Origin of the sequence: Poritiphilus flavus (assembly GCF_009901585.1) — a bacterium.
In the GTDB taxonomy this organism is placed as follows: domain Bacteria; phylum Bacteroidota; class Bacteroidia; order Flavobacteriales; family Flavobacteriaceae; genus Poritiphilus; species Poritiphilus flavus.
This window is the reverse complement of record NZ_WXYO01000009.1, coordinates 37,029-60,827: the sequence shown is the minus strand read 5'-3', so window position 1 is coordinate 60,827 and position 23,799 is coordinate 37,029. Positions and strand designations below refer to the sequence as shown.

Here is a 23,799-nt window from a genome sequence, read left to right as displayed (position 1 = left end):
GACATGAAGAGATACATTAGCTTTTTCGTTATGGGACTTGTTGTAAGTGTTGCAAGCGCCCAGTATTCCGGTCAATTAGCCACTAACTTATCCGCAGGTGGTGACACCCAGGGAATAGCTTCTGCGACCATCGCGAGTTTATTGGGCCCAATTGTTGAAGCCGACGCAAAGCGGACCCTGGAAGTTGAAGAATTTCAGGGATCTCCATATGTGGACGATAATTTCAGGCCCACCACTATCTTCTATCGCGACGAAGAGGTAGGTTCACTTTTTTACCGCTATAACGCGCTGAATGAGGAAGTAGAAATTAAGCAACAAAACCTTCTGGAAGAGGGTATCAGAGCCCTGGGCCGTGATAAGAATATCAGCATATACAATAACGGTAAGCCTATGAGCTTTAAAACCTTTATCGATCGAAAGGGTAAAACCACCAATGGATACCTTACCTTACTTCACGACGGAGAGACCTTTGACCTTTACAAGCGAACACATGTAAAGTTTACAGAGGGTAGCCCGGCACAGAATTCCTTTGTCAAAGCCACCCCTAACAGGTTTGCCCACTTCGAGGAGTACTATATGCAGAAGAATGGAGTAGATCGGATTGATGAGATATTGCTAAAGAAGAATCAACTGATCAAGGCAGTGGGCGGTGATAAGCAAGCACTTAGCGGCTATATCAAGGACAACTCGCTTGACCTCAAAAACGAAGCGGACCTGATCAAGTTCTTCGCTTACCTGAAATAGTATCATTTTACCTTAAAAAATAGGGAGAGACAGTCTGGTTTTTAAGGGATTAGTAACGTAAGTTAATGTATCCCGTATGAGGCGTTTATCTCGTTTGCTGTGTTCTCTGGTCATCGTTTTGGCCATTTCCCTCAGTACTTTGTCCTGTTCCAGTGACGACAGTCCTGTACCCGAACCAGAAGTTATACCGGATCAGGATACGGGCATGGATGATCCGGATCCGGAGGAGGAGGAAGAGGAAGACCCTCTGGGGGTCATCGAAGCGCTGAATCCCGAACTTACCGCAGATAATTACGTCCTTGTGAACGATGCGGCGGCTAACCGGGTTTATCTTATGGATAAGGAAGCTAATTTGCTGCAGGAATGGGAGCTCAGCAACAATATCGGTAACGACGTATTTTTACTTCCCAATGGCAATTTACTGGCCTCTTTGGAAGCAGATGACCCTAAGATAACCCTTGGTGGCCAGGGCGGAAAACTACAGTTCATCGCTCCGGATAACAAGATTGAATGGAATTTCAATTACTCTTCAGAAGATGCGGAAACCCATCACGATGCAGAACTTTTACCCAACGGTAACGTCATAGCCCTGGTGTGGGAAAAGCGCAGCCTGGAGGAAGCGGAAATGGCAGGATCTGATCTCGGTATTGATCTCTTTCCGGAGGCTGTAATAGAGGTAAACCCGCAAACTGATGAGATTGTCTGGGAATGGCATGCCTGGGACCATCTGATACAGGATATTGACGATACTAAAGAAAACTTTGGGGTGATCTCTGGAAATCCACAATTGATTGACCTTAACTATGTCCCAAATGAGAAAGGCGATATTATGCATGCCAACGGTATCGCCTATGATGCGGTGAACGACCTCATCTTTATTAGTGTCAACTTCTATCACGAAGTATGGGTGATAGATCACAGCACGACCACGGCAGAAGCTGCCTCCGATTCCGGTGGGAATTACGGCAAAGGAGGCGACCTGATCTATAGATTTGGAAATCCTGAGGCCTATAAGAATACTGCAGGAGAGCGTTTGTTTTACAACAATCATTTCCCCAATCTTCTCTCCGGCGAAGACCTCGGAAGAATGCTCATATTCTCAAACCGTATGGCGGAAGAGGTTGATCAGTCCATAGTGTATGAACTGCAGATGCCGGAAACCTTCAGCTTGGAAAGCGGAGTGGATAACGAACCAGAGGTTGTATGGAGCTTTACTGACCCTGATCTTTTTGCTCCAAGGGTTTCGGGAGCCGTAAAACTACCCAATGGCAATGTGATGATCACCGAAGGTGACTTTGGGATTTGGGAAGTGACCCGGGATGGGGAGGTGGTCTGGAAGTTCAGTCAAAACGGATTCTTCTGGCGGGCTTATCATTATGACAAAGATGCTCCGGAAATCCAGGCATTGGGACTGTAATAGGGATCAATATTCGTATATTGCCCCATTCTCAGGAAAATATTTCCTAATACCTTAGTTCAGCAAATGAAAGAACACCATAGGATTTATGGCATAAGGGCTATTATTGAAGCAATCAATGCGGAAGAGCCTGTAGACAAAGTATTTATTCAAAAAGGACTCAAAGGAGAGCTATCCAAAGAATTGGAAACCCTGGTTCGCCGAAAGGGAATAAGTACCTCCTATGTTCCTGTAGAGAAGCTAAATCGCCTTAGCACGGAAAATCATCAGGGGGTTGTTGCCAGCATTTCGCCCATTGCCTTTCACCAGTTTGAGGATCTGGTTGAAAAGGTGATCGAGGAGCGAAAACTTCCCTTATTTCTCCTTTTGGACCAGCTATCGGATGTTCGCAACTTTGGGGCCATTATCAGGACGGCAGAATGTACCGGAGTAGATGGGATCATTATTCCAAAACACGGCTCTGCCCCGCTTACCGCAGATACCATAAAAACTTCTGCAGGCGCCGCTTTTAAAATACCTATCGCTAAGGTTGACCACCTCAAAGATGCCATTTTTTATCTTCAGTCATCCGGGCTAAGTGTTGTCGCCGCCACTGAGAAAACCAAGGATACGTTGTACGACATTCCGTTAAATGTACCTCTGGCCATTGTCATGGGTGCAGAAGATAAAGGTGTTTCTCCATCGGTGCTAAAAACTGTGGACCATATGGCCAGACTTCCCATGTTGGGAGAAATCGCTTCCCTTAATGTTTCCGTGGCTTGTGGGGTATTTTTGTACGAAGTGTTACGACAACGTTTAGCTTAAAACACCTTCTTATTTCTCATCCGGTGATTTCCTGTCTTTCTTGTAGTGATAGGTGATCTTAATTTCAGCATTCGCATCGCCGGTTTCCTCATCAATATTCTCAATAAAATTCCCGTCTTCGTCAAAATGTTTAAGAAAGTCGTCCTGTTCCTCGTTGTAGTCCTCTTTCTCCCAGACATATTTTACGGGTTTGGGTACGCTTGTTTTAACAAATACGGCAAGTAACAGGCCGGTAATAAAACCACTCAAGTGTCCTTCCCAGGATATCCCTTCTTTTATAGGAAAGATATACCAAAGTAAGCCCCCGTAGAGAAAAACCACCATCATGGAAAGTGCCACCAATCTGTAGTGTTTGGTAAAGATCCCTTTGAAGAAAATAAAGCTTGCCAACACATAAATTACCCCGCTTGCACCTATATGGAACGAAGGCCTTCCGATTATCCAGGTAAGTATCCCTGAGAACAGAATGCCAATCAACACAACCCTTAGGGCAACATCCCGGTAAAAATAGAAGAGTGATGCCATTAAAATCAACAGTGGTAGGGTGTTATTGTATAAATGCTCCAGGGAACCGTGAAGTACCGGACTTAAGAGAATACCTTTCAGCCCGGATAGTGTTCTGGGATAGATCCCAAGATCATTCAGATTTACCTGAAATCGGATCTCAAACCAGAAAACAGACCAGATAAGCAATATAGACAACATCGGGGCAATGAGCACCCGATTGGAAAAGCGGAAATATCTCTCGTCTGACACAACCTGAATTTACAACTTAGAATGCAATTAGTCGGCCACAACCCTTAAACCTGATAAATTGTCATTTGCTTTTTTGGGAAATCTGCCGTCCATCCTTAAAAAATAAGGGGTTTAGCGAAGGAGGTTTCACCACAATGTATTCGAACAGATTATTGAACTAATCCCGCAGCCAAAGCATTAATTGAGGTTCATTTCTTAATTTTACGCCATGAACGAACCACTGGCAGAACGCGTACGTCCAAAAACGCTTGAGGATTATATCAGCCAGCCCCATTTAGTGGGCAAAGAGGGTTCGCTTACGCATCAGATAAAGACCGGACAGATCCCCTCCCTTATTTTCTGGGGTCCGCCGGGCACCGGTAAAACAACCCTTGCCCAGATCATTGCCAATGAAAGCCAAAGACCATTTTACACGCTCAGCGCTATAAGCAGTGGTGTAAAAGATGTTCGGGAAGTAATAGAGAAGGCCAAGCAAAGCGGCGGTTTGTTCACCGCCAAAAACCCTATTCTGTTCATTGACGAAATCCATCGTTTCAGCAAGTCTCAGCAAGACTCCCTGCTTGGTGCTGTAGAAAAAGGCTGGATCACCCTCATTGGGGCCACCACGGAAAATCCGAGTTTTGAAGTTATCCCGGCTCTTCTTTCCCGTTGTCAGGTATATGTTTTGAATTCCTTTGGTAAGGAAGACCTGGAGGCCTTGCTCAATAGGGCCTTAAGGGAAGATGAGATATTGAAGTCCAGGCAGATTGAAGTGGAGGAAACCGAGGCACTGCTCAGGCTGTCAGGTGGGGACGGGCGTAAACTTCTCAACATTTTTGAGCTGGTTGTAAACTCCGAGGAAAAAGACCCCATACGTATCACGGATGAACTGGTAATGCGTAAAGTGCAAAAAAACACTGTGCTCTATGACAAAACCGGAGAGCAGCATTACGATATTATTTCGGCCTTTATCAAATCCATACGCGGCAGTGATCCTAACGGGGCTGTGTATTGGCTGGCCAGGATGATTGCCGGAGGTGAAGATGTGAAATTCATCGCCAGACGCCTGGTAATACTGGCATCCGAAGATATCGGATTGGCAAATCCAACCGCCCTGGTCATCGCGAATGCTACTTTTCAGGCGGTAAGCACCATAGGATATCCTGAAGCCAGGATCATTCTGAGTCAATGTGCGGTATACCTGGCTACCTCTCCGAAGAGCAACGCCAGCTATGTTGCCATCAAAAAAGCACAGCAGAAAGTGGAGGAAACCGGCGACCTGTCCGTTCCATTAAACCTGCGGAACGCCCCTACCCGACTCATGAAAGACCTGGGTTATGGGAAAGACTACAAGTATGCACATGACTATACCAATAATTTCGTAGCGGAAGAGTTTCTGCCGGAAGAGATCTCCGGGACGTCCTTTTACATCCCCGGCAAAAATTCCAGGGAAAAAGCCATCAAAGAGTTTTTAGAAAACCGATGGAAAGACAAATATGAGCTTTAGAATTTTAGCTTGAGTTCTTTCGCTTTAAGTTCGCCTTCTTCGTAGTATTCAAAAATCCACTTTCCGCCTTTTTGGTAAACCATGCCCCTTACTTCTTCATTTTCCGCAAAATATACTTGCGGCATGGAAGTTCGCATTAATTTTAGCCGGATCTTCGGAGCGCTGTCTACCAGCTGATATCCGTTTGCCAATTCCTGGGCATACCAAACCTCATCCATTACGGTGATCTTAGCCGGATCCAATGTGGAAGTTGCGACCATAGGGCTGTCCGCCTTTGTCATGGCAGAAGGCTGCGGTGCCTTGTTCTCATAACTTTGTTCCTCCGGTGTCGCTACCTGTTTTACCACCGGATCAGCTTCGGTTGTTGCTTCCTGCGCCACTTCTTTAGTCGTTTCCTTTTCCAGGTTTTTGATATCGTTCTTAAAGCTAACCGTTATAGGTGCAGGGTCTGCATCCTTGTTTTTTGGGGTATACACGTATTCCATCCCGTCAAAGGACTCTAAGGCATTTTGAATGGCTTCACTATAGGACGCCTTATACTCCTTCTCCTTACTCCGTCCTTCTTTGGTAATAAAAACCTCTTTACCCTCGCAATTTTCGAATGTCAGGCTTGTCTTTGTCGCAAAAAGCGAAGAATTGTCCTCTAAGTGCGCTACAACGCCAAGGCATCTGTCACTGGCAAGATCTGCCGGAAGGTCACCTTCGTACACTGCATTATAACCTCTTTGCGTAAGCAGATATTTAATAAGGGTACTTGTCTGATGTTGATTTTCATTTTTGAACGCTGAGAACTTTTTAGGGACGATAACGTACTTATAAGGATCAAGAGGAGACTGTGCTTGACTTAGGAAGACTCCGGCCATGAAGGCACAGAAAAAAAGCTTTTTCATGAAGGGTATTATATCAATTCCGATCCCAAGATATAATATTTAATCCGAATTGAAAAGAAGCGTAATTGCTGTCAGCAATATTTTGATAGGCCAATAAATTATCGGCCATTAGGTATAGGTTAACCGGTCCGGCCTGCATATTTAACCCCAGGCCAACATTGGTAAATGTGAACTTATCAGCGGTGTAAGTAGCCTTCAAAGAAAGCGCCCTGCCGAAACGGCGCTGGTAGAATGCGGTCACCGCGGCCTGTGGCCCTCTGGGACGGTTAATTACAAATAGCTGGCCTCCAAGACTGTTCCTGTACCTGATACCACTGCTGCGGCTTCCTGAGACGCGATAATCACAGTTGCAGTTTTCAGCTGTCCCGTCTGGTTCGCCAAAGCTGTACCGGATGGACCCGTAGAGTTTAGTTGGCCTGAAATTGATATAACTATTCGTGTTATCCTCAAAGGGAACAAGTTCTTCTATCTCATCTACCAGGTCTTGCCAGAAATCCCCGCTGGGATTTACAAGGGCATTGGGCAGAATGATCCGTACCCCTTCGGTTGTGGCTTGTCCTTCAAGCGTATAATTTTTCGGGTCGGAATAGTGGTAAATAAAGCCTATATCCAGCACACTACCTGTGATGGTGGTCTGCTCATTGAGGTTGTAACTGAAACCCAAGTCAAGTCCGAGCCCGAGGTCACCACCCAAAAAGCCCCTTTTAACAAAAACATCCCTTAGTCTGGTACCGTTGTCTCCCGGTACGTCGTCGTCCAGGGCTTCTTTGATCTCCTCATATCCGGAGGTACGCAATTGCATATCGGAGACCAGGGTACTGCTTAACAAATTCTCCTGACCCTCATTGGTAACAAAATAACCTTCGTTGGCCGTACTGTTGAAATCCAGGATCCCTGAATAGATCTTAGCGCGTGCTCCTACCGTAAGATTAGGATTGACCTCCCTGTTGATCCCAAAATGAAAGACATTTAATATTTCACCCCTTAATTTCAGGTCATCCAACCGATACCGTCTTCCCAACTGATTGGCATTACCGTCGTAGCCCAAAAACGCCAGGTCCTGTGGCCAGTAATTGACAAAATCCGTCTCGTGATAGATCCCAAAGGAATAGAAGTCCTTTGGGCGGTTGGCGGGCCTAAAACCTCCGCTTAACAGTTCTATCTGAACTGTTGTTCCGATCATATCCCGTGTATTCAGCCCGTAAACCGCACGTTCTCTTACCTTGTCATTAATATCAAGGCCGTCATCAGCGAATATGTCATGTACACTCAACCCACTCGTACCCGCCTGTACGGAAAGTCCGGACAATAAGGGAACCCCCGCATACCATTTGAAGTCGGTTTGCATTCCAGGATTGACCATCAATGCCTGGGGTATTTCTACAAAATCGTATAGAAGCTGTTTATTCTGAGCAAACAATCCTGAGCACCCTATAAATAAGGCAAAACAAAATAGATGGATTCTTTTCATTTTAGGCGAATCCTTAATTGGGCGCTTGAACGTAAGATTATTTTAGGGTCGGGGAGACTTGAAACACTGGTACTATCACCCTGGTTTATCGCGTTTACCCTGATCGCCGAGGTATTCGTAATAATATCAATACTTCTTCCCGTTGCTCCCCCGTAGGCCACTTCGCGGCGTAGTACCGCTGTGGGTGCGGGTGGAATGGAGAAGGACTCGGTGTCCAGAATATTCCCCGCAGCATCCAGAAATTGGAAAGAGACATCTATAGGTTTGCTTGTGGTATTTTCCAGTTCGTAGATCACCAGGCCTTCCAAAACTCTTTCTGCCACAAAATCCTCATTAAAGGCATCGAAATTGAAATCGCCTGTAAAAAAGTTTATGCCAGCCGCAAGGTTTATAAGGTTTTCCGGAGATTCAATGTAAATTATACTCGCTTCGACCGTAGGAGTGATGTCAAGATCGTCAAATTGATCAAAATCCTGTTTTTCCGAACAACCACTGAAACTGGCAACAATTGTTAATACCGCAAAGAGGTATAGAAGGTTTTTTTTCATTGTAGAGTACCTTTAAAATGATCGTGTTCGGGTTGACATCCATTTTTGGGTAAATGTTACAATCTAATTTCATCTTATATAACTCTACAAATAGTTTTTTATTTCACTAAGGTCCTGAATGATTTCACAGTATTCGTGCAGCGGTTCGTCTTGTGGGTTAAAATGCAGGGTATGAAAGCCCACAGCTTGTGCCCCAAGTATGTCTGCTTCCAGGTTATCGCCTATCATCAGGGAGTTTAGCGCGGAGACCCCGGCCTTCTCCAAAGCCAAATTAAAAATTTTGGGATTTGGTTTCTTTACCCCTGCCATTTCTGAATTCACGACCTGGTCAAAATAATCCAGAATGTCCGCATTCCTGAGCTTCTTCTCTTGTATCTCCTGGAAGCCATTGGTAACAATATGAAGCCGATAATTGGGTTTCAGATATTCCAGAATTTCAATAGTGTTTGGAAAGAGGTTGTTATAGGATGAAAGATGCGCTATGTATTCCTGAGCCAAAAGGTCGATCGTGTTGTCGGATATCGGATAACCCAGGGCATCAAAACTACGTTTTAATCGCCCATATCTCAGCTCAGACTTAGTGATGCGCTCCTCACGGTACAACTTCCAATACTCTTGGTTAAGCCGTACATATACCTCTAAAAAGTCGGGTAGATTAACCACAATATTTTGGGCTTGCAGGATCTGCTCAAAGGTAAGAGCAGAATTTTTATCAAAGTCCCACAAGGTGTGGTCAAGGTCAAAAAATATATCGGTTACTACGCCTTTAAACATGGTATTTCTGTATCACTTTGTTATAGAGGTCCATCCAGTCCACTTTGTGATCCCCACCCAGCAATTCATTGGAAAAAATGGCAATAAAATTTCCGTTCACCTGCTTTATCTGCCGGTACATATGATCCATTTTTTGCATGATCTCCTCCTCCGTATTAAGCGTGGTAAGTGCATAATCGTGAACCGCAAACGGGTGGACCTTAATGGGTTGTTGGGTCTCCAGGGCAATGTCATAAAAATAGAAAGGGCTACATGTACCTGCCCTAAAGCCAATTGCATGGGTATAGCCCATGGTGTAATCGTCTGTAAATTCGGTTTCTATCAGGTTTCGGTAGGTAGCAGGTATATCCACTCGATTGTAACGCAACCTGGAATACTTTACCGGCCTGTTGATCACCTCTGAAAGTCTTTTCTTTTCGGTCTTAAGCAATTCGTTATTATTGAATGAACTGTAGGATGCCGCCAGGGAGACAACCCCGTAGTCTGCCACAGACTTGATCAGGTATCTGAAGTTATTGTTGTTGGGGGATACGTTCTTGTCATAGGTAGAATAGGAAGCGAACTGAAAAAAGAACATCGCTTTTACACCGTATTTCTTATGAAGATCGATCAAGGGATAAAAGTTGTCATAAGGGTCCTTTCTCGCGTTGAACCATACCAGTATCCTTTGCCCTACCCTTTTGAACTTGAAAGTTCCCAGATCTAGCAATAGCCCCCCCAAACCTCGAAACAACCCCCTGTTTGAATAGCAATGAGAGGTTGTCACGTCGATTATGGGTTTAAAAGTGTAAAACCTGTCGCTGGCTATAATCTGAGGAAATCGATTTACCAGGCTTTGCTTAAGCTTAAATGCCCAAATATCGATTACAGGTAGGTGCAGAAAGCCATTTTTGCTCGCGAAACTTTCCCCTGGCGGGAATCTGCCGTGAAGGTCCTTCAGATGTGGAAGGTATTCTTCGTACCTGCTGATCAGATAAAAGCTGGCGGCGAAAATATCGTAAGGCAGGTTGCTTCGCTCACCAGTGGTAAAAAAGCAAGGTATCCCTTCCCAGTCACCCATTGTAATATCGAAATCATTAACGCCCTGTTCAAAAAGTAGATCCGTGCTTCGAACAAAAAACTCATTCTGCAATGGCTGCTTGGTATAGGTAATTTTTGGTCCGGTATGTTTGATGAAATCCTCGACCTTGGTAGCAAATGTCACATCTATCCCCAATACCCTTGTAAAAAGATGCCGCATTATGTAGCTGAAGCGTGGCGTTATTTTATGGGTATAGATCAGTAACATAGAATGACGAAAAGCCAAAAGTACAAATTCCCGACCCTACCGGGCAAACGGTTTCAGAGCATTCCACTATCTGCAAAACTAAAGTATTGCTGTTGGCCCAGTATGATATGATCCAGGATCCTAATATCCAAGGCCTCGGAGGCTGTTTTCAACTTAGCGGTAATCTCTTTATCGGCCCTGCTGGGCTTTAAGGTGCCAGAAGGATGGTTGTGGGCTAAAATAAGGGCAACCGCCCCGTACTCAAGGGCTTGTCTCATGGCAAGGCGGATATCTACCAATGTGCCTGTTATGCCTCCTTTGCTCAGCTGGCCAATATGAAGTACCCTATGGGAATTATTGAGATAAACGATCCAGAACTCTTCGTGGGCCAGCTCACTTAGCATTGGAAAGAGTAATTTGTAAGCATCTGAACTGCTGTTGATTCGGGAGACCGCCTTGATATCTGTTCCCTGCCGTCTTCGGCCAATCTCAAGGGCCGCGGCAATAGTTACCGCTTTTGCTTCTCCAATGCCTTCAAACTGCATAAGTTGGGCAACAGAAAGCCGCCCTAAAGCCGCAAGATCATTATCTACTTCCGCAAGTATCTTTCTTGCGAGTATCACAGCATTTTCCCGCTTGCTTCCAGAACCGATCAACAGCGCCAGCAGCTCAGCATTGGATACTACTGAGCGTCCTTTCCTGAGCAGTTTTTCCCGCGGCTTGTCATCGTCAGACCATTGCTTTATAGTAAAAGAAGTAAGCTGTTCTTGCATACTCTAAAGATACGTAACTCACAAAAAAATTGTACATTTCTCACAGAAAATACCAGGAAAATATGCAATCAATTTTTGATGATTCTGTCTACCAGGAAGTTGTGACCCGCATAGACAATTTGCGTCCGGATTCTCCTGCGAAATGGGGTAAAATGGATGTGGCGCAAATGCTAAATCACTGCCGGAATCCGCTGGCTGTGGGCCTGGGAAAACAGGCCTTCAAAAAGCCCAATTTCTTTATGAAACTGCTTTATAAAAGTTTCAAGTCTTCCTTGTATGATGACAAACCCTGGAAGCCAAACCAACCTACTGCAAAGGAGTATAAGGTAGTTACGCCAAAGGATTTTGCTGAAGAAAAGCCAAAACTCCTTGAACTGGTAACGGAATTCCATCAAGCCAAGAACAAAACTTCCTGGGATCCTCATCCCGCCTTCGGAGATTTTACCCATGAGCAATGGGGGAAATTGCAATACAAACACCTGGATCATCACCTCAGGCAATTTGGCGTTTGAGGAAATTATGATTGCTAAGTTTTAAGTTTTAAATGGCGTGGAATCCCATGGGCTTGGTTAAGGAACAGGTCTATTTGGCTTTAGAACTTTTCTACCTCCGCTGCAACGGCTGATAAGTCTAACCCTCCATAATTTCCGGAACTCATCAACAAGAGAACGGTATCGTTAAAAGACTGCTCGAACAAAAAGTCACTAAAGCTTTTTGGGTCTGTGTATACCCTTAGGTCCGTTCGTCCGAATGCCCGCATAATGTCTTCGGCATCCACTTCTTCCAGCCTTTTGATCCTGATGGCTTCAGGGGAATAGAATACTGCTGCCTCATCTGCAGCCTCCAGGCTGTCTTTATACTCCTGCAGAAATTCCGAATTGAGGCTGCTATAGGTATGCAATTCCAGGCAGGCTAACAGCCTTTTGTCCGGGTACTGTTCTTTTACGGCTTGTGTAGTCGCTGCCACCTTACTTGGAGAATGGGCAAAATCCTTATACCCCACAGAAGTGGCTCCCGCCGCGATCTTTTCCAACCTCTTTGAAGCCCCTTTGAAAGAGGCAATGGCCTCATAAAAATCGTCTTCATCAACTCCCATTTGCTGACAGATCCATTTTGCACCAGCCAGATTGCTCAGGTTGTGTTTTCCGAAGACTTCTATTGGCATGGGGCCTTCCGGGGTTTGTAGCAGTGTGGTTCCATCGGAAACCGAGAATTCAGGCGTTACATACGGAAACTTCCGAATGGCTTTATCCGAAGACTCCACCAGCTTTTTCAGCTGACTATCTTCCTCGTTATAGGTGATGCTTCCTCCCTGTACAATACTGTCAATAAAGATCTGGAATTGTTCTACATAATTATCAAATGTGGGAAATACGTTGATATGGTCCCATGCGATCCCACTGAGCAACGCGATATTGGGCTGGTATAGGTGGAATTTAGGGCGTCTGTCAATCGGAGAAGACAAATATTCATCCCCTTCCAAAACAATGAAATCATTGGTTTCAGTAAGATGTACCATCCGGTCAAAACCCTCCAGCTGGGCACCTACCATGTAGTCTGTTTCCTTTCCGTGATATTGAAGTACATGCAATATCATCGAAGTAATTGTGGTCTTGCCATGGCTCCCTCCGATGACTACCCTGGTTTTGTGTTGTGATTGCTCGTATAAAAATTCCGGGTAGGAGTATATCTTTATCCCTAATTCCTGTGCTCTGAGAAGTTCAGGATTATCCGGCTTGGCATGCATTCCCAGGATCACTGCGTCCGGTTTGCTGTCTATGCGTTCCGGAAACCATCCCATCTTGGCAGGCAACAATCCCTTTTTCTCCAGTCTTCCTCTTGAGGGTTCAAAAATGACGTCATCACTCCCCGTGATCTGATAGCCCTTTTCGTGCAGGGCCAGGGCCAGGTTGTGCATAGCACTGCCCCCGATTGCTATAAAATGGATGTGCATCTAAACCGAATTATGGCGTAAAGATAGGGATTGAAAAGTGCCCGGCAAACCGCTTTTAGGGTGCTGAGATTCTTTTTATCTTCGTAAAAACTTCGGGAGATGGATATCAAGCTTTCTGAAATTAAATCAAAGGAAATTATGCCCGGCTACCACGGAAAAATGGTTCACGGGGAAAACATGTCTATGGCTTTCTGGGAGGTGGAAGAAGGTGCGGTAGTACCTGAACATTCCCATATGCATGAGCAGATCATGCAGGTATTGGAGGGTCGTTTTGAATTTACTGTAGGCGGCGTTACCAAGGTATATAGCCCGGACGAACTGGTGGTGATCCCAGCCCATACCCCTCATGGAGGTAAAGCCCTTACCCCATGCAGACTTCTGGACGTTTTTAGTCCGGTACGCGAAGAGTATAAATAATTAAATCAGCTGTATTATGTTGGTTTCCCTTAAAGGCAAAAAAGCCCTGATCGGGGGTAGTAGCCGTGGTATTGGCAGGGCCATTGCAGAGCAATTGGCTGCCAGCGGAGCAAGTGTTACCCTCATGGCCAGGAGCGAAGATAAGCTGAAAGCGATTGTGAAATCTCTACCCTCAACGGAAGAACAACAGCACAGTTATCTAAAGGTAGACTTCTCGGGATTTGCCGAATACCGGAAAACCATGGAAACTTATTTTGCCGAAAATGAAGTTGATATCCTCGTGAACAACACTCAGGGACCGGCAGCCGGTGGTAGTCTGGAAAAAGAGGTTGAAGATTACCAGGAGGCCTTCGACCTGTTGTTCAAATCCGTAGTCTTTACTACCCAACTGGCCTTAAGGCATATGCAGCAACAGTCCTGGGGAAGGATTATCAATGTGGCTTCAATTTCTGTAAAAGAACCCCTTTCTTATCTCGCACTTTCCAATAGCATCCGCGCAGCGGTGGTCACCTGGTCCAAGACTCTGGCTACCGATGTTGCCAGGGACGGGATCACCGTTAACAATATACTTACAGGTTATTTTGATACGGAGCGAATAGCAGATCTGAATGCTAAAAAGGCCGAGCAACTCGGTATTGCTGAAAGTGAAGTGCGGGCCAATATGGAAGAGCAGGTGCCCATGAAACGTATTGGTGACCCCCGTGAGTACGGTTATTTGGTCGCGTTTTTGGCCTCTGAGAAGGCCTCCTATATCACCGGGATCAATATTCCCATAGATGGTGGGCTGCTTAAATCCCTCTAGTCTAGGGCGATAAGATCTTCTCTTTTTCCTCCAGTGCCGGACCAAAAGAATTCTTCAGTTTCAGTGCATTTTCAATACTTGCTAATGCCTTGTCCGTAGCACCGTTTTTCCGATGTAGTTTGGCCATTCTATAATGCGCCCACTCCAGAGGTACACCATCCAAGGCAGTATAGTTCTCGATGTATTGCCGCATATGCCATATCCCCTGCTCTATTCGGGTTCCGTAGGTGCCACAGATCTTCCCAATCTGATAATGCAATTGGTTGCGGCTTAGTGTTTTGAAATTCCCGAGTAACTGAAGGGCTTGCATATATGCCTTTTTTGCCTGTTCCGGTTTATCATCATACTCGTAAACATAGCCCGTGGCGAGGTAGCCATCCAGGGTAGAGATAGATTGTAAGCGCTTGGCGTATTCCATCGCCCTGGAATTACTGCCACCCAAAATCCCTGGAAGGGAAACATAGAGATCCACCAAGGCCCAATAAGCTTGAATATGCCCGGGGTCTATTTCTACGGCGCGTTTTAGGTTTGACTTTATTTTGCTGACCAGGGTCAGTGCCCTGAATTTGTTGCCATTCTGAGCCTTTTTTGCAAGGGAACCACCATATTTAAAGCTGTAATCCGCATTTTGAGGAAAGGATTCTGACAATTGGGAATAAACTTCTATGGCTTTATCCCATTTTTGCTGAAATCCGTAAACTTCCCCCAGCCTGTCCTGTAATTCAGGGGTTGAATTGTTTTGAACAGCTTGAAGCAATAAGGACTCCGCCGCTTCAAATTTACCCAAACTTATGAGCTCTTCTATTTGATGCAGTTCGGGAGATTTCTGAGCCGATAAGCCGGTAACGAATACCAGAACTACTAAGAGAAACCTCAATTTCATAGCGCTTAATTCTTTTCCTTTTTGGTCGAAAACTCTTTTGATTCCTTAAATGCCTGGTTAATTGAAATAATATAATGCCAATCAACCTATAAAAATCGACCGGACCGGCTTTAAAAGCAGGTTGTTTGGATCACTATTCGAGTCTGGTTTGGCAGAAGTACTAGAACTTTAAATTTTTGTGATTATTTCAACAAAAGCTTATAAATTTTACCATATTGACGGTTTTTGCGTACATTTATTGTGTTAACAACTAAACTAAAACCTATGAATTCTAAAGTTTTTATGGTCATCAGGATCCTTCTTGGCCTGTTTGTCCTGGTCTTTGGCCTGAACAAATTCTTACAATTTATTCCAATGGGAGAACCTAGTGACGATGTCGCTGCCTACTTCGGGGCAATGATGAGCACCAATACCCTTTCGCTCGTGGCTATTGTGGAGATTGTAGCGGGCTTAGCCCTGATCTTTAATAAGTACGGAGCATTAATGGCCTTAATTCTGATGAGTGTTTCCGTAAATGCAATACTCTTTCATATTGCCCTTGCACCAGAGGGTATAGGAGGAGCGGTTGCACTCATTGTACTAAATATAGCAGTACTTTTTGGGTACAAGGATAAATACCAGAGTTTACTCGCTGGTTAACTGATTTATATCCCTGAAACAATTTGTGGACGGTCCCCTCAGGGGGCCGTTTTTTTTTGGTATTAAAGGCTCATCTTGTCTTTAAAAATGTAGGATTGCCTACGGGATACTTCTACCTCTTCCCCATTGGTCATGGTCAACTTCAGCTTTCCATTGAACCAGGGAACCACTTCCTTGATGAAGTTAATATTGATGATTTGCTGTCTATTTGCCCTGAAAAAGTTGGCAAGAGGAAGTTTTTCTTCTACCTGGTTTAAAGACTTGTACAACATTGGTTTCTCTTCCTTAAAAAAGACACGGGTATAGTTTCCGACGATCTCAAAAAGGAGGATTTCCTCTATGCGTACCAGCCAGCATTTTTCACCATCCTTAATAAAGATCTGGCTTTTATCTGTGAGGCGCGATTCATGCCCGGAGCTTTTAGAATCCATGGCTTCCAGTCTGGCCTCAATTTTTTCCATCGCGACAGCAAATCTCTTTTCATTTATTGGCTTTAGCAGATAGTCCAGGGCATTGTACTCAAAGGATTTTATGGCGTATTCGTCAAAAGCGGTAGTAAAAACCGTTATGGGAACCTCATCCAGCATTTCAAGCAGTTCAAAACCATCTTTCTCCGGCATATTGATATCCAAAAAGATCAGGTCTGGCCTTGTTTCATTTATGAGCTCATAAGCCTGATCCACATTTTCAGCCTCCCCGACAAGCGAAATCCGGGAATATTTCTTGATCATCTCCTTTAGCTCGTTCCTGGCAAGTCTGGAATCTTCAACAATTACCGTGTTTATTTTGCTCATGATAACGGAATCTTTATGGTTGCCACTACTTCTCCGTTTTCTTCTTTTAGCCCAAAAGTGGCCCTTTCGCCATATAGCAGCCTTAATCGCTGCCTTATATTTTTTAGCCCTAATTGCGTGGTATTCTTACCCATTTTCAAGCTTCCTGTATTACTAACGCGAATGGTCAGTTGATCTTCTTCAACATTGGTCTTTAGCGCAATGGTCCCGCCTTGCTTGAGTTTGGATATTCCATGTTTGGTTCCGTTCTCTACCAGCAGTTGCACTATCATTGGGGGAATACTGAGGTGTAGAGATTTTGGGTCAATGTCTTTCTCAAAGCGAAGCCTGTCCTCAAACTGAATTTTAGACAAGTCAATATAGTTCTCCACCATCTCCAGTTCCTGTTCCAGGGCAATGGCATTCCCGTCATTCTGGGTAAGTGAATATCTGAGCATTTCCGAAAGTTTGGTCAACATATCCCTCGACTTCTCAACATCCTCCAGCATCAACCCCCGGATATTGTTCAGACTGTTAAACATAAAATGCGGGTTGATCTGGCCCTTGAGGGTATTTAACTGTGCCTGTTTCAAGGTTGTATTCAGTTCCAGGCGTTCTATGCGGTCTGCATTCAGTTTAAGCAATAGCTTTATGACCAGGTAGCAAACCACCCAAACGAAAATAATAAAGAGGGAATTAACAGCTATGAGCCAAAAACTGTTATAATTCTCAAGTATTTTGATTTCAATCTCATCTACGGTCGGCATGTACTTTCCATAGAAGAATCCTGCAGCGAAACTCATAGAGCCGTAAAGAGCCGAGCACAAAACAGTAGAAATGGCAATCTTAAGGATTTCCTTAAGTCCAAACTGGTCAAAGAGGTTCTGTTTTTTAAGGTAATTTCTAAGTAAGGAGGTAGTGAAAACACCAATAAAAATTCCGGAAAGAATAGAAAAAATGATGAATTCAAGACTGACTTTCGTGAAAAGAAAAAAGGAGAATGCATTTATAAATCCCCAACCCAGAAATTGAAGGAGCCAAAATATGCGATTGCGCTTGGTTGCAGATAATTCCATAACATTTGGCGGAAAGCCTCAAATATAGGGTATTCCAGAATCAATTAACATTAATTGAAAAGATAATAGAGGCCCTTACCAACAAGGAATCCCAAGCCAAACATTATCAAGACCACTGAGGTGAATACAGCAAAAGATCTCAACGATAATTTCAGGGTAGCGGTTTGAATTCTCATATCGTACTTCTTAAAGGATTACACTTAAAAGTAAGGTGATTACCAATTTTGCTAAAGTGACCATAACTTTTGGATTTAATGGTTTCTATCTCATTTCTTATTCAAATATATACTGTAATCAGCGGCCGGGAAACGGTATTATGACAAGCGGTAAAAATGTAATAGCGAACGGTTTGGTGTCAGTGGGCAGTTCGCAGTAGGCAGTTGGCGGTTGGCGGTTGGCAGTAGGCCGTTTGCAGTAGGCAGTAAACAGTAAACAGTTTGCCTTACTTAACACTTAAACTTGTACTTATACTTGTACTTCAACCTAATCTTTGTCTTCTCTGCTTTTAAAATGCAGTACCAAGGATTAACTTGAATTTGGGGCGGGGTTTAGAACCCTGGTTTCAGTGGACAGTTGCCAGTTGGCAGTCCTCCTTCGCTAAAGCTACGGAGGATGAAATCAACAGGTAGGAGGTGGTTTCACGGTTTTACAATTTCACATTTCCTCATTTTCACATTTTCACATTTTCACATTTTCACATTTTCAAATATTCAAATTGACAAACCATCAAATCACCTTTTCTGCTTTTACATTGCAGTGTCCGAGGTCAATTTAAGATTAGGGCGGGGTTTAGAACCCTGGTTTCAGTGGACAGTTGCCAGTTGGCAGTCCTCCTTCGCTAAAGCTACGGAGGATGAAATCAACAGGTAGGAGGTGGTTTCACGGTTTTACAATTTCACATTTCCTCATTTTCACATTTTCACATTTTCACATTTTCACATTTTCAAATATTCAAATTGACAAACCATCAAATCACCTTTTCTGCTTTTACATTGCAGTGTCCGAGGTCAATTTAAGATTAGGGCGGGGTTTAGAACCCTGGTTTCAGTGGGCAGTTGGCAGTTGGCAGTCCTCCTTCACTAAAGCTACGGAGGATGAAATCAACAGATAGGAGGCGGTTTCACAGTTTTACATTTTCACATTTCCTCATTTTCACATTTTCAAATATTCAAATTGACAAACCATCAAATCAACAAATCACCTTTTCTGCTTTTACATTGCAGTGTCCGGGATTAATTTAAGATTGGGGCGGGGTTTAGGCCCCCGGTTTCAGTGGGCAGCGGGCAGTTCGCAGTTGGCAGTCCTCCTTCGCTAAAGCAACTGAGAATGATGTAGGTGGCGGTTGGTTTTTCGCTATGTCAGGTCGAGCGTCCGCCCGCCCGCCCGCTCCGGTACGGATGGGGCCAAGGCATTCGGACGGGCAGTCGAGACATAATTAGGTTGGCGGACAGTCCCGATAGCTATCGGGAGTAAACAGTTTTGCTTACTCAACACCTAAAACCTTTAAACTTAAACTTGTACTTATACTTGTACTTATACTTGTACTTATTCCTGTACTTCAACCTGATCTTAGATTTCAAACAAAAAAAGGGAGCCTCTCGGCTCCCAACTCAAACTGTGTATGAATTATTTAATTAGTCTCTTAAAGGTGTTGTGATCTCCTGCTGGCCCAGGTGCTTGGCGTAAAAGCCCATCATAGCCTTATAAAGATGGATGGAGTTTTCTTCTTTGCCAAAACCGTGACCTTCGTCGTATTTCACCATATAGGGCACATCAAATCCCTTGGCTCTCAGCGCACTCACGATCTGGTCAGACTCGTCAATATTCACCCTGGGGTCATTGGCACCCTGAACCACAAAAAGCGGCTTTTTAATACGGTCTATCTGATATACCGGAGATACTTCTTCCATAATAGCCTTTTCTTCCGGAACATCTTCATCATACCAGATCTCTTTAATGATCTTCAAATATGGCTTCCAGTAAGGCGGAATGGTTTTCATGAAGGTAAAGAGGTTAGATACTCCTACATAGTCCACACCGCAGGCATAAAGGTCCGGGGTTTTGGTAAGTCCTCTCAGTACAGCGTAACCACCATGGCTTCCACCGTAAATCGCGGCCTTATCCTTATCTACCCAACCCTGGTCTATCACGTATTGCAGTCCGTCTTCCACATCGTCCATGGCCTTTCTTCCGATCTGCTTGAATCCGGTTTCCAGAAATTCTCTTCCGTATCCTCCGGAGATCCTGAAATTAACCTGTAAAGTTGCATAACCCCGGCTTGCAAAAAGCTGAGCTTCCGGATTGAAACCCCAGGAATCCCTTATCCCCTGTGGTCCACCATGTGGATTCACGACAACAGGTACTTTTTGGCCCTGAAGGGCTGCCTTTGGAAGGGTAATATAACCGTGAATAGTCAATCCATCCCTGCTTTTGAAACTTATGGGCCTCATTTCAGCCATATCCTCCTCTTTTAACTGAGGCATCAGGTTGTATAGTTCCGTGAACTCGTCTTTCTCCGCATCATAGGAATAGTAAACTCCGTATAGCCGATCACTCTGTACAAAGATCAGGTACTTGCTCTCGTCGTCTGTAGCATCGGGAATAGAGTACTGCTTACCTTCAAACTTGGCAGTGATCTTGTTGTGTAGCTTTGTAAAGTATTCGCTTACCGGAACGATCACGTTTCTTTCTCCTTCATAGCTGAAGTAATCCAACTCCCAATCCCTGTTTCGTGAAATCCCAAGGTTAGACACATCGTACTGATCATTGGAAAATACCTTTTCTATGATCTTGTCTTCCTTCAGATCGTACAATACAATTTCGGCCTTGTCATTTTCAAGGTTAGAGACCATATAGGCATCATGTGGATTTTCAGTAGCGTAGTTGAATTGAAGAATTCCAAAGGAGTCCTTCCAATTCAGGCTTTTAAGAAGCTCAAACTTACCGGGCTCCTTGGCGTAATAGATATCCTGCTCTACCCCATCACGGATCCTGGTGAAGGATTTCAGCTTACCATCCTTGTCAAAATCATACCCTGCTATAGGGTTTGCCGGGTCGTCATTCGCATAGAGTTGTTCCATTTCACCGTTGACCACATTGATCTTATAGGGTTCAAATACTTGCGGATTGTTTTTGTTCATCAGTACGATGATGTGATCTTTATCATCCTTAAGCAAATCACTGAATTGAGCTCGGATGCCGTCAAAAGGAGTAAGGTCTTTTTGGTTTGATCCGTCCAGATTCACCGCGTATACATGATAATTTTCATCTCCACCTCTGTCCATAATATAGACCAGGCGCTCATTGTTGATCCATCCGTAACCTCTTACGAGCTCCTCCTTTTCTTCAATAACCCTTTTGGCTACACCGGAAGCCACGTCTTTTACATAAATATGGCGTTTTCCGTTCTCATCCTTTTCCCGGTAAGACATGTATTTCCCATCCGGTGAAAATCGGAAAGTGGAAGCTTTAGGCTTGGCAAAATAGTCTTCTACCGTATATCGGTAGTCTCCCTGATCCAGCTTTGTAAGTGCGTCCAGTTCTTCATCTGAACTGGGTAATTCCGGGTTTCCCGGAATGGTTTTCTCTGTTTTTTCGAGCACCAGTGGAAATTCCATTCCTGCCTGATAAAATGTACCGTTAAGGGTAGACCCATCCAGGTTTCCAACGTATTTAATGCCCGCTTGCTTGAAAACAATAGTAAGTTCGTCATTCGCAAAAGTGGTCTCGTCCATTGGAATATCAGTAGCTCCTTGCGAGGGGCTATCCATGGTTGATGAGTAGGTTCCATCTTCCATGGAAACATTAAAGATCAGGGGCATTTCTGTTCCCTGAACAGAAAGATTGCCTTTCCAGGATCCCTGAACGTCCTGGCCATAGCTGTACATCCCCACGAAAAACAGGAATGTTGCCATAATTTTTGATGTAGTAGTGTTTAATTTAATCATAGATATTCTAAATATATAGTTGATAATAGGAAACTCTTCCTCGAGAAATAAGACGACTCCAAATGGGATTTGTCACAAATTGGTCGCCTTTTTCCGGATAAATATATGTGGATACTTGGGTTTGTGCTTCAAAAATATGTCAAACGGTAAAATTGTGTTATTGAACGGCAAATCATTTTAAAGGCCTGTTGAGAACTAGCTTTATTGTCCGATTCGGAAGGCGGTTATGAGTTATTTGGTTTTCGGAGGGTATTTGGCAAAGACCTTGGCAACCAGATTCCGTAAATTTTGTTCTTTTACGGATGGAGATGCATTTTCCCGGAAAGCGCTTTCGCTCACCGCCTGCCAAAAAAGCTCATCTTTCTGGCTGTCTACCAGATCAAAGACAATTTCCAGTTCCATATTAGGGCGTCCTACAGGCAGACCTATGGAAACCCCGCCGCCAACATTTCTTCCAGTCCCTCCAACCCCTACTCCAACACTGCTGTTTTGAGGGGTTCGAAAGGCCCTGCTTTGGATGTTTATAAAGAAATCCGGCTCTTCTGAAAACAGTATTCCTTTCATTTGCATGGTGGAATCAACGGCTTTTAACAGCCTTTTGGCATCCAGTTGGCTCAATCCGGTGTCCATCTGTGGATAATAGTTGTAAGTGGTATAGTTGGTGAAATCCGTCTTCTTGTCATAGTCATAATTCACCCTTACGGCTGTACACGAAAGGCAAAATATCAAGAGAAAACCAACTGTTAAATATCTCATTACAAACTAAAAGATTCCTATAAAAATAAGGAAAAAAGAAGGGAGATCAGAAGTAATCCGCATTTATTCGTTCAACATCGCCCAAAGCTTATCCTTGAGCTCTGACAAACCCATTTGGGCCACTGAAGAAATGAATAGATAAGGGGTCTGTAAATCCTTATCCAACTCCTTGCGCATTTCCTCCATAAGCTCATCATCCAGCATATCGCTTTTGGAAATAGCAACCAGGCGCTGTTTGTCCAGAAGTTCAGGATTGTACTTTCTAAGCTCGTTAAGCAGTATATCGTACTCTTTACTGATGTCTTTACTATCGGCCGGTATCAGGAAAAGCAAACTGGAATTCCGCTCAATATGGCGTAGAAAATAATGCCCTAATCCTTTGCCTTCCGCCGCACCTTCTATGATACCCGGGATATCTGCCATCACAAAACTCCTGAAATCCCTGTACTGTACTATACCCAGATTCGGTTTTAGAGTGGTGAACTCGTAATCGGCGATCTTGGGCTTGGCTGAAGTCAGTACAGAAAGCAGGGTAGACTTGCCGGCATTAGGAAATCCTACAAGGCCAACATCAGCCAGGACTTTGAGCTCCAGTGTTATCTGCATCTCCTTACCAGGGATCCCGGGTTGTGCATATCGGGGAGTTTGATTGGTAGGACTTTTAAAGTGCCAGTTACCCCGGCCTCCTTTACCCCCGTCCAATACGATCTTTTCCTGACCATGCTCTGTAATCTCAAAAAGCACCTCGTTAGTCTGGCTATCCCGTACCACCGTTCCCAAAGGCACCTCAATAATCTCGTCCTTTCCATCTGCTCCTGTGCTTCTGTTCTTACTCCCGTGTTCGCCGTGGCCCGCTTTGAAATGCTTTTTAAATTTAAAACTAAACAGGGTCCAGAGGTTCTTGTTCCCTCTTAAGATAATATGTCCTCCTCGACCCCCGTCTCCGCCATCAGGGCCGCCTTTAGCTACGTACTTCTCCCGGTGCAGATGTACAGAGCCCTTGCCTCCGTTTCCGGAAGCCAGGTGAACTTTAACGTAATCCACAAAATTGCCTTCTGTCATATCTCAGGAATTTGCTGCCTTAGCCCTTTTTATCTACGAAAGTTTTGAATTGATCAGATAGGTCACACCGTTTGACTCTTCCTCCAAAGCCCAGCTGGTGGCCCCGGGTGATATGAATTTACCCCCGATCTTCTCCACAGCCTTTCGTGATCTTTGGTTGTACTTGTTCACGTAAAAGATCACCTTGTCAAAATGGGTAAGGGCGTAATTGATCATCAGTTTCTTTACTGCACGGTTGTAATCTCCACCCCAGTACTCGCAAGCCAAAAAAGACCATCCAATCTCTATGACACCTTCATCTTCGTCAATAATCTTGTAGCGCGAGCACCCTATGAGCTCGCCGTTGGCCTTCAATACGATCTTAAGTGCTGCTCCGGAAGCGATGGCTTCTGCAAAATAGTTTCCAAACCGATGCCTTTGATAGCGTTCGGGCTCCTGGTGTTGTTCCCAAATCAGCGGATCTGAGGCAACCTGGTATAAAGCTTCCAGGTCCCCTGCCTGCAGCGGGGCCAAAAGTATACGGTCATCCACTAGGACAGGCTGGAGGTTAAAACTCATCT

23 protein-coding genes are annotated in these 23,799 nt (G+C 44.4%); 8 read left to right on the top strand and 15 right to left on the bottom strand.

Annotation, left to right across the window (positions count from 1 at the left end):
- The first annotated feature begins 3 nt into the window (after positions 1–3).
- The 3 genes from GTQ38_RS19400 to rlmB all read left to right on the top strand — a co-directional run bounded on the left by GTQ38_RS19400 (position 4) and on the right by rlmB (position 2,965).
- Positions 4–744 (top strand): hypothetical protein, encoded by a 741-nt coding sequence (locus tag GTQ38_RS19400; protein ID WP_161437242.1) that lies wholly within the window; start codon positions 4–6, stop codon positions 742–744.
- Positions 745–820: 76 nt separating this feature from the next.
- On the top strand, positions 821–2,161 hold the full coding sequence (locus GTQ38_RS19395; protein WP_161437241.1) for an aryl-sulfate sulfotransferase: 1,341 nt from the start codon (positions 821–823) through the stop codon (positions 2,159–2,161).
- 66 nt (positions 2,162–2,227) lie between these two features.
- Positions 2,228–2,965, top strand: a complete 738-nt coding sequence (gene rlmB, locus GTQ38_RS19390) for a 23S rRNA (guanosine(2251)-2'-O)-methyltransferase RlmB (protein WP_161437240.1) — start codon at positions 2,228–2,230, stop codon at positions 2,963–2,965.
- 9 nt (positions 2,966–2,974) lie between these two features.
- Here the strand turns inward: rlmB and GTQ38_RS19385 are convergent, their stop codons facing one another.
- On the bottom strand, positions 2,975–3,721 hold the full coding sequence (locus tag GTQ38_RS19385; RefSeq protein WP_161437239.1) for a rhomboid family intramembrane serine protease: 747 nt from the start codon (positions 3,719–3,721) through the stop codon (positions 2,975–2,977).
- Between the two features lie 208 nt (positions 3,722–3,929).
- On the opposite strand from GTQ38_RS19385, the gene GTQ38_RS19380 reads away from it, so the two are divergent.
- Entirely contained in the window at positions 3,930–5,207 is a 1,278-nt protein-coding gene (locus tag GTQ38_RS19380; protein WP_161437238.1) for a replication-associated recombination protein A, read from the top strand.
- Here GTQ38_RS19380 and GTQ38_RS19375 read toward each other — a convergent pair.
- The 6 genes from GTQ38_RS19375 to radC form a co-directional block, all read right to left on the bottom strand.
- A complete protein-coding gene (locus tag GTQ38_RS19375; RefSeq protein ID WP_161437237.1) occupies positions 5,204–6,097 on the bottom strand; it encodes a hypothetical protein in 894 nt (297 codons plus the stop codon). The two genes, GTQ38_RS19380 and GTQ38_RS19375, sit on opposite strands and share 4 nt — an antisense overlap.
- Before the next feature lie 13 nt (positions 6,098–6,110).
- Complete coding sequence (locus tag GTQ38_RS19370; protein ID WP_161437236.1) at positions 6,111–7,568, bottom strand: DUF5723 family protein; 1,458 nt, start codon at positions 7,566–7,568, stop codon at positions 6,111–6,113.
- On the bottom strand, positions 7,565–8,116 hold the full coding sequence (locus GTQ38_RS19365) for a lamin tail domain-containing protein (protein WP_161437235.1): 552 nt from the start codon (positions 8,114–8,116) through the stop codon (positions 7,565–7,567). The genes GTQ38_RS19370 and GTQ38_RS19365 overlap by 4 nt, the downstream gene beginning before the upstream one ends.
- Before the next feature lie 84 nt (positions 8,117–8,200).
- Positions 8,201–8,890 carry a YjjG family noncanonical pyrimidine nucleotidase gene (locus GTQ38_RS19360; RefSeq protein WP_161437234.1) on the bottom strand — a complete coding sequence of 230 codons (690 nt, stop codon included), beginning with the start codon at positions 8,888–8,890 and terminating at the stop codon, positions 8,201–8,203.
- Positions 8,883–10,130, bottom strand: a complete 1,248-nt coding sequence (locus GTQ38_RS19355) for a polysaccharide deacetylase family protein (protein WP_317169094.1) — start codon at positions 10,128–10,130, stop codon at positions 8,883–8,885. Before GTQ38_RS19355 ends, GTQ38_RS19360 begins: the two co-directional genes overlap by 8 nt.
- 101 nt (positions 10,131–10,231) lie before the next feature.
- Positions 10,232–10,930: a RadC family protein gene (radC, locus tag GTQ38_RS19350; protein WP_161437232.1), complete on the bottom strand. Its 699-nt coding sequence runs from the start codon at positions 10,928–10,930 to the stop codon at positions 10,232–10,234.
- Between the two features lie 62 nt (positions 10,931–10,992).
- Here radC and GTQ38_RS19345 point away from each other — a divergent pair, with 62 nt between their 5' ends.
- Positions 10,993–11,442: a DUF1569 domain-containing protein gene (locus GTQ38_RS19345; protein WP_161437231.1), complete on the top strand. Its 450-nt coding sequence runs from the start codon at positions 10,993–10,995 to the stop codon at positions 11,440–11,442.
- Positions 11,443–11,522: 80 nt separating this feature from the next.
- Here the strand turns inward: GTQ38_RS19345 and GTQ38_RS19340 are convergent, their stop codons facing one another.
- Positions 11,523–12,884, bottom strand: coding sequence for a UDP-N-acetylmuramate--L-alanine ligase (locus tag GTQ38_RS19340; protein ID WP_161437230.1), 1,362 nt, complete (start codon positions 12,882–12,884; stop codon positions 11,523–11,525).
- Positions 12,885–12,983: 99 nt separating this feature from the next.
- On the opposite strand from GTQ38_RS19340, the gene GTQ38_RS19335 reads away from it, so the two are divergent.
- Together GTQ38_RS19335 and GTQ38_RS19330 are read left to right on the top strand one after the other, a co-directional pair.
- The gene (locus GTQ38_RS19335) at positions 12,984–13,301 is read left to right on the top strand and encodes a cupin domain-containing protein (protein ID WP_161437229.1); all 318 of its coding nucleotides are present in this window, start codon (positions 12,984–12,986) and stop codon (positions 13,299–13,301) included.
- 16 nt (positions 13,302–13,317) lie between these two features.
- The gene (locus GTQ38_RS19330; RefSeq protein ID WP_161437228.1) at positions 13,318–14,103 is read left to right on the top strand and encodes an SDR family oxidoreductase; all 786 of its coding nucleotides are present in this window, start codon (positions 13,318–13,320) and stop codon (positions 14,101–14,103) included.
- A gap of 1 nt (position 14,104) precedes the next feature.
- Here GTQ38_RS19330 and GTQ38_RS19325 read toward each other — a convergent pair whose 3' ends face one another.
- Positions 14,105–14,986, bottom strand: coding sequence for a tetratricopeptide repeat protein (locus GTQ38_RS19325; RefSeq protein ID WP_161437227.1), 882 nt, complete (start codon positions 14,984–14,986; stop codon positions 14,105–14,107).
- 264 nt (positions 14,987–15,250) lie between these two features.
- On the opposite strand from GTQ38_RS19325, the gene GTQ38_RS19320 reads away from it, so the two are divergent.
- On the top strand, positions 15,251–15,625 hold the full coding sequence (locus GTQ38_RS19320) for a DoxX family membrane protein (RefSeq protein WP_161437226.1): 375 nt from the start codon (positions 15,251–15,253) through the stop codon (positions 15,623–15,625).
- Positions 15,626–15,687: 62 nt separating this feature from the next.
- Here GTQ38_RS19320 and GTQ38_RS19315 read toward each other — a convergent pair whose 3' ends face one another.
- From GTQ38_RS19315 to GTQ38_RS19290, 6 genes are all read right to left on the bottom strand, one after another.
- On the bottom strand, positions 15,688–16,419 hold the full coding sequence (locus GTQ38_RS19315) for a LytR/AlgR family response regulator transcription factor (protein WP_161437225.1): 732 nt from the start codon (positions 16,417–16,419) through the stop codon (positions 15,688–15,690).
- On the bottom strand, positions 16,416–17,474 hold the full coding sequence (locus GTQ38_RS19310) for a sensor histidine kinase (protein WP_161437224.1): 1,059 nt from the start codon (positions 17,472–17,474) through the stop codon (positions 16,416–16,418). Before GTQ38_RS19310 ends, GTQ38_RS19315 begins: the two co-directional genes overlap by 4 nt.
- Before the next feature lie 1,634 nt (positions 17,475–19,108).
- Positions 19,109–21,388, bottom strand: a complete 2,280-nt coding sequence (locus GTQ38_RS19305; protein WP_238858046.1) for a S9 family peptidase — start codon at positions 21,386–21,388, stop codon at positions 19,109–19,111.
- A gap of 264 nt (positions 21,389–21,652) precedes the next feature.
- A complete protein-coding gene (locus GTQ38_RS19300; protein ID WP_161437223.1) occupies positions 21,653–22,177 on the bottom strand; it encodes a DUF4136 domain-containing protein in 525 nt (174 codons plus the stop codon).
- Between the two features lie 63 nt (positions 22,178–22,240).
- Positions 22,241–23,239, bottom strand: coding sequence for a GTPase ObgE (gene obgE, locus GTQ38_RS19295; protein ID WP_161437222.1), 999 nt, complete (start codon positions 23,237–23,239; stop codon positions 22,241–22,243).
- A gap of 33 nt (positions 23,240–23,272) precedes the next feature.
- Positions 23,273–23,797, bottom strand: a complete 525-nt coding sequence (locus tag GTQ38_RS19290) for a GNAT family N-acetyltransferase (protein WP_161437221.1) — start codon at positions 23,795–23,797, stop codon at positions 23,273–23,275.
- Between the last annotated feature and the right edge of the window lie 2 nt (positions 23,798–23,799).

Coding starts and splice junctions, on each gene's coding strand:
- GTQ38_RS19400 (WP_161437242.1), top strand. CDS start 4: ATGAAGAGATACATTAGCTTTTTCGTTATGGGACTTGTTGTAAGTGTT.
- GTQ38_RS19395 (WP_161437241.1), top strand. CDS start 821: ATGAGGCGTTTATCTCGTTTGCTGTGTTCTCTGGTCATCGTTTTGGCC.
- rlmB (WP_161437240.1), top strand. CDS start 2,228: ATGAAAGAACACCATAGGATTTATGGCATAAGGGCTATTATTGAAGCA.
- GTQ38_RS19380 (WP_161437238.1), top strand. CDS start 3,930: ATGAACGAACCACTGGCAGAACGCGTACGTCCAAAAACGCTTGAGGAT.
- GTQ38_RS19375 (WP_161437237.1), bottom strand. CDS start 6,097: ATGAAAAAGCTTTTTTTCTGTGCCTTCATGGCCGGAGTCTTCCTAAGT.
- GTQ38_RS19370 (WP_161437236.1), bottom strand. CDS start 7,568: ATGAAAAGAATCCATCTATTTTGTTTTGCCTTATTTATAGGGTGCTCA.
- GTQ38_RS19365 (WP_161437235.1), bottom strand. CDS start 8,116: ATGAAAAAAAACCTTCTATACCTCTTTGCGGTATTAACAATTGTTGCC.
- GTQ38_RS19360 (WP_161437234.1), bottom strand. CDS start 8,890: ATGTTTAAAGGCGTAGTAACCGATATATTTTTTGACCTTGACCACACC.
- GTQ38_RS19355 (WP_317169094.1), bottom strand. CDS start 10,130: ATGCGGCATCTTTTTACAAGGGTATTGGGGATAGATGTGACATTTGCT.
- radC (WP_161437232.1), bottom strand. CDS start 10,930: ATGCAAGAACAGCTTACTTCTTTTACTATAAAGCAATGGTCTGACGAT.
- GTQ38_RS19345 (WP_161437231.1), top strand. CDS start 10,993: ATGCAATCAATTTTTGATGATTCTGTCTACCAGGAAGTTGTGACCCGC.
- GTQ38_RS19340 (WP_161437230.1), bottom strand. CDS start 12,884: ATGCACATCCATTTTATAGCAATCGGGGGCAGTGCTATGCACAACCTG.
- GTQ38_RS19335 (WP_161437229.1), top strand. CDS start 12,984: ATGGATATCAAGCTTTCTGAAATTAAATCAAAGGAAATTATGCCCGGC.
- GTQ38_RS19330 (WP_161437228.1), top strand. CDS start 13,318: ATGTTGGTTTCCCTTAAAGGCAAAAAAGCCCTGATCGGGGGTAGTAGC.
- GTQ38_RS19325 (WP_161437227.1), bottom strand. CDS start 14,986: ATGAAATTGAGGTTTCTCTTAGTAGTTCTGGTATTCGTTACCGGCTTA.
- GTQ38_RS19320 (WP_161437226.1), top strand. CDS start 15,251: ATGAATTCTAAAGTTTTTATGGTCATCAGGATCCTTCTTGGCCTGTTT.
- GTQ38_RS19315 (WP_161437225.1), bottom strand. CDS start 16,419: ATGAGCAAAATAAACACGGTAATTGTTGAAGATTCCAGACTTGCCAGG.
- GTQ38_RS19310 (WP_161437224.1), bottom strand. CDS start 17,474: ATGGAATTATCTGCAACCAAGCGCAATCGCATATTTTGGCTCCTTCAA.
- GTQ38_RS19305 (WP_238858046.1), bottom strand. CDS start 21,388: ATGGCAACATTCCTGTTTTTCGTGGGGATGTACAGCTATGGCCAGGAC.
- GTQ38_RS19300 (WP_161437223.1), bottom strand. CDS start 22,177: ATGAGATATTTAACAGTTGGTTTTCTCTTGATATTTTGCCTTTCGTGT.
- obgE (WP_161437222.1), bottom strand. CDS start 23,239: ATGACAGAAGGCAATTTTGTGGATTACGTTAAAGTTCACCTGGCTTCC.
- GTQ38_RS19290 (WP_161437221.1), bottom strand. CDS start 23,797: ATGAGTTTTAACCTCCAGCCTGTCCTAGTGGATGACCGTATACTTTTG.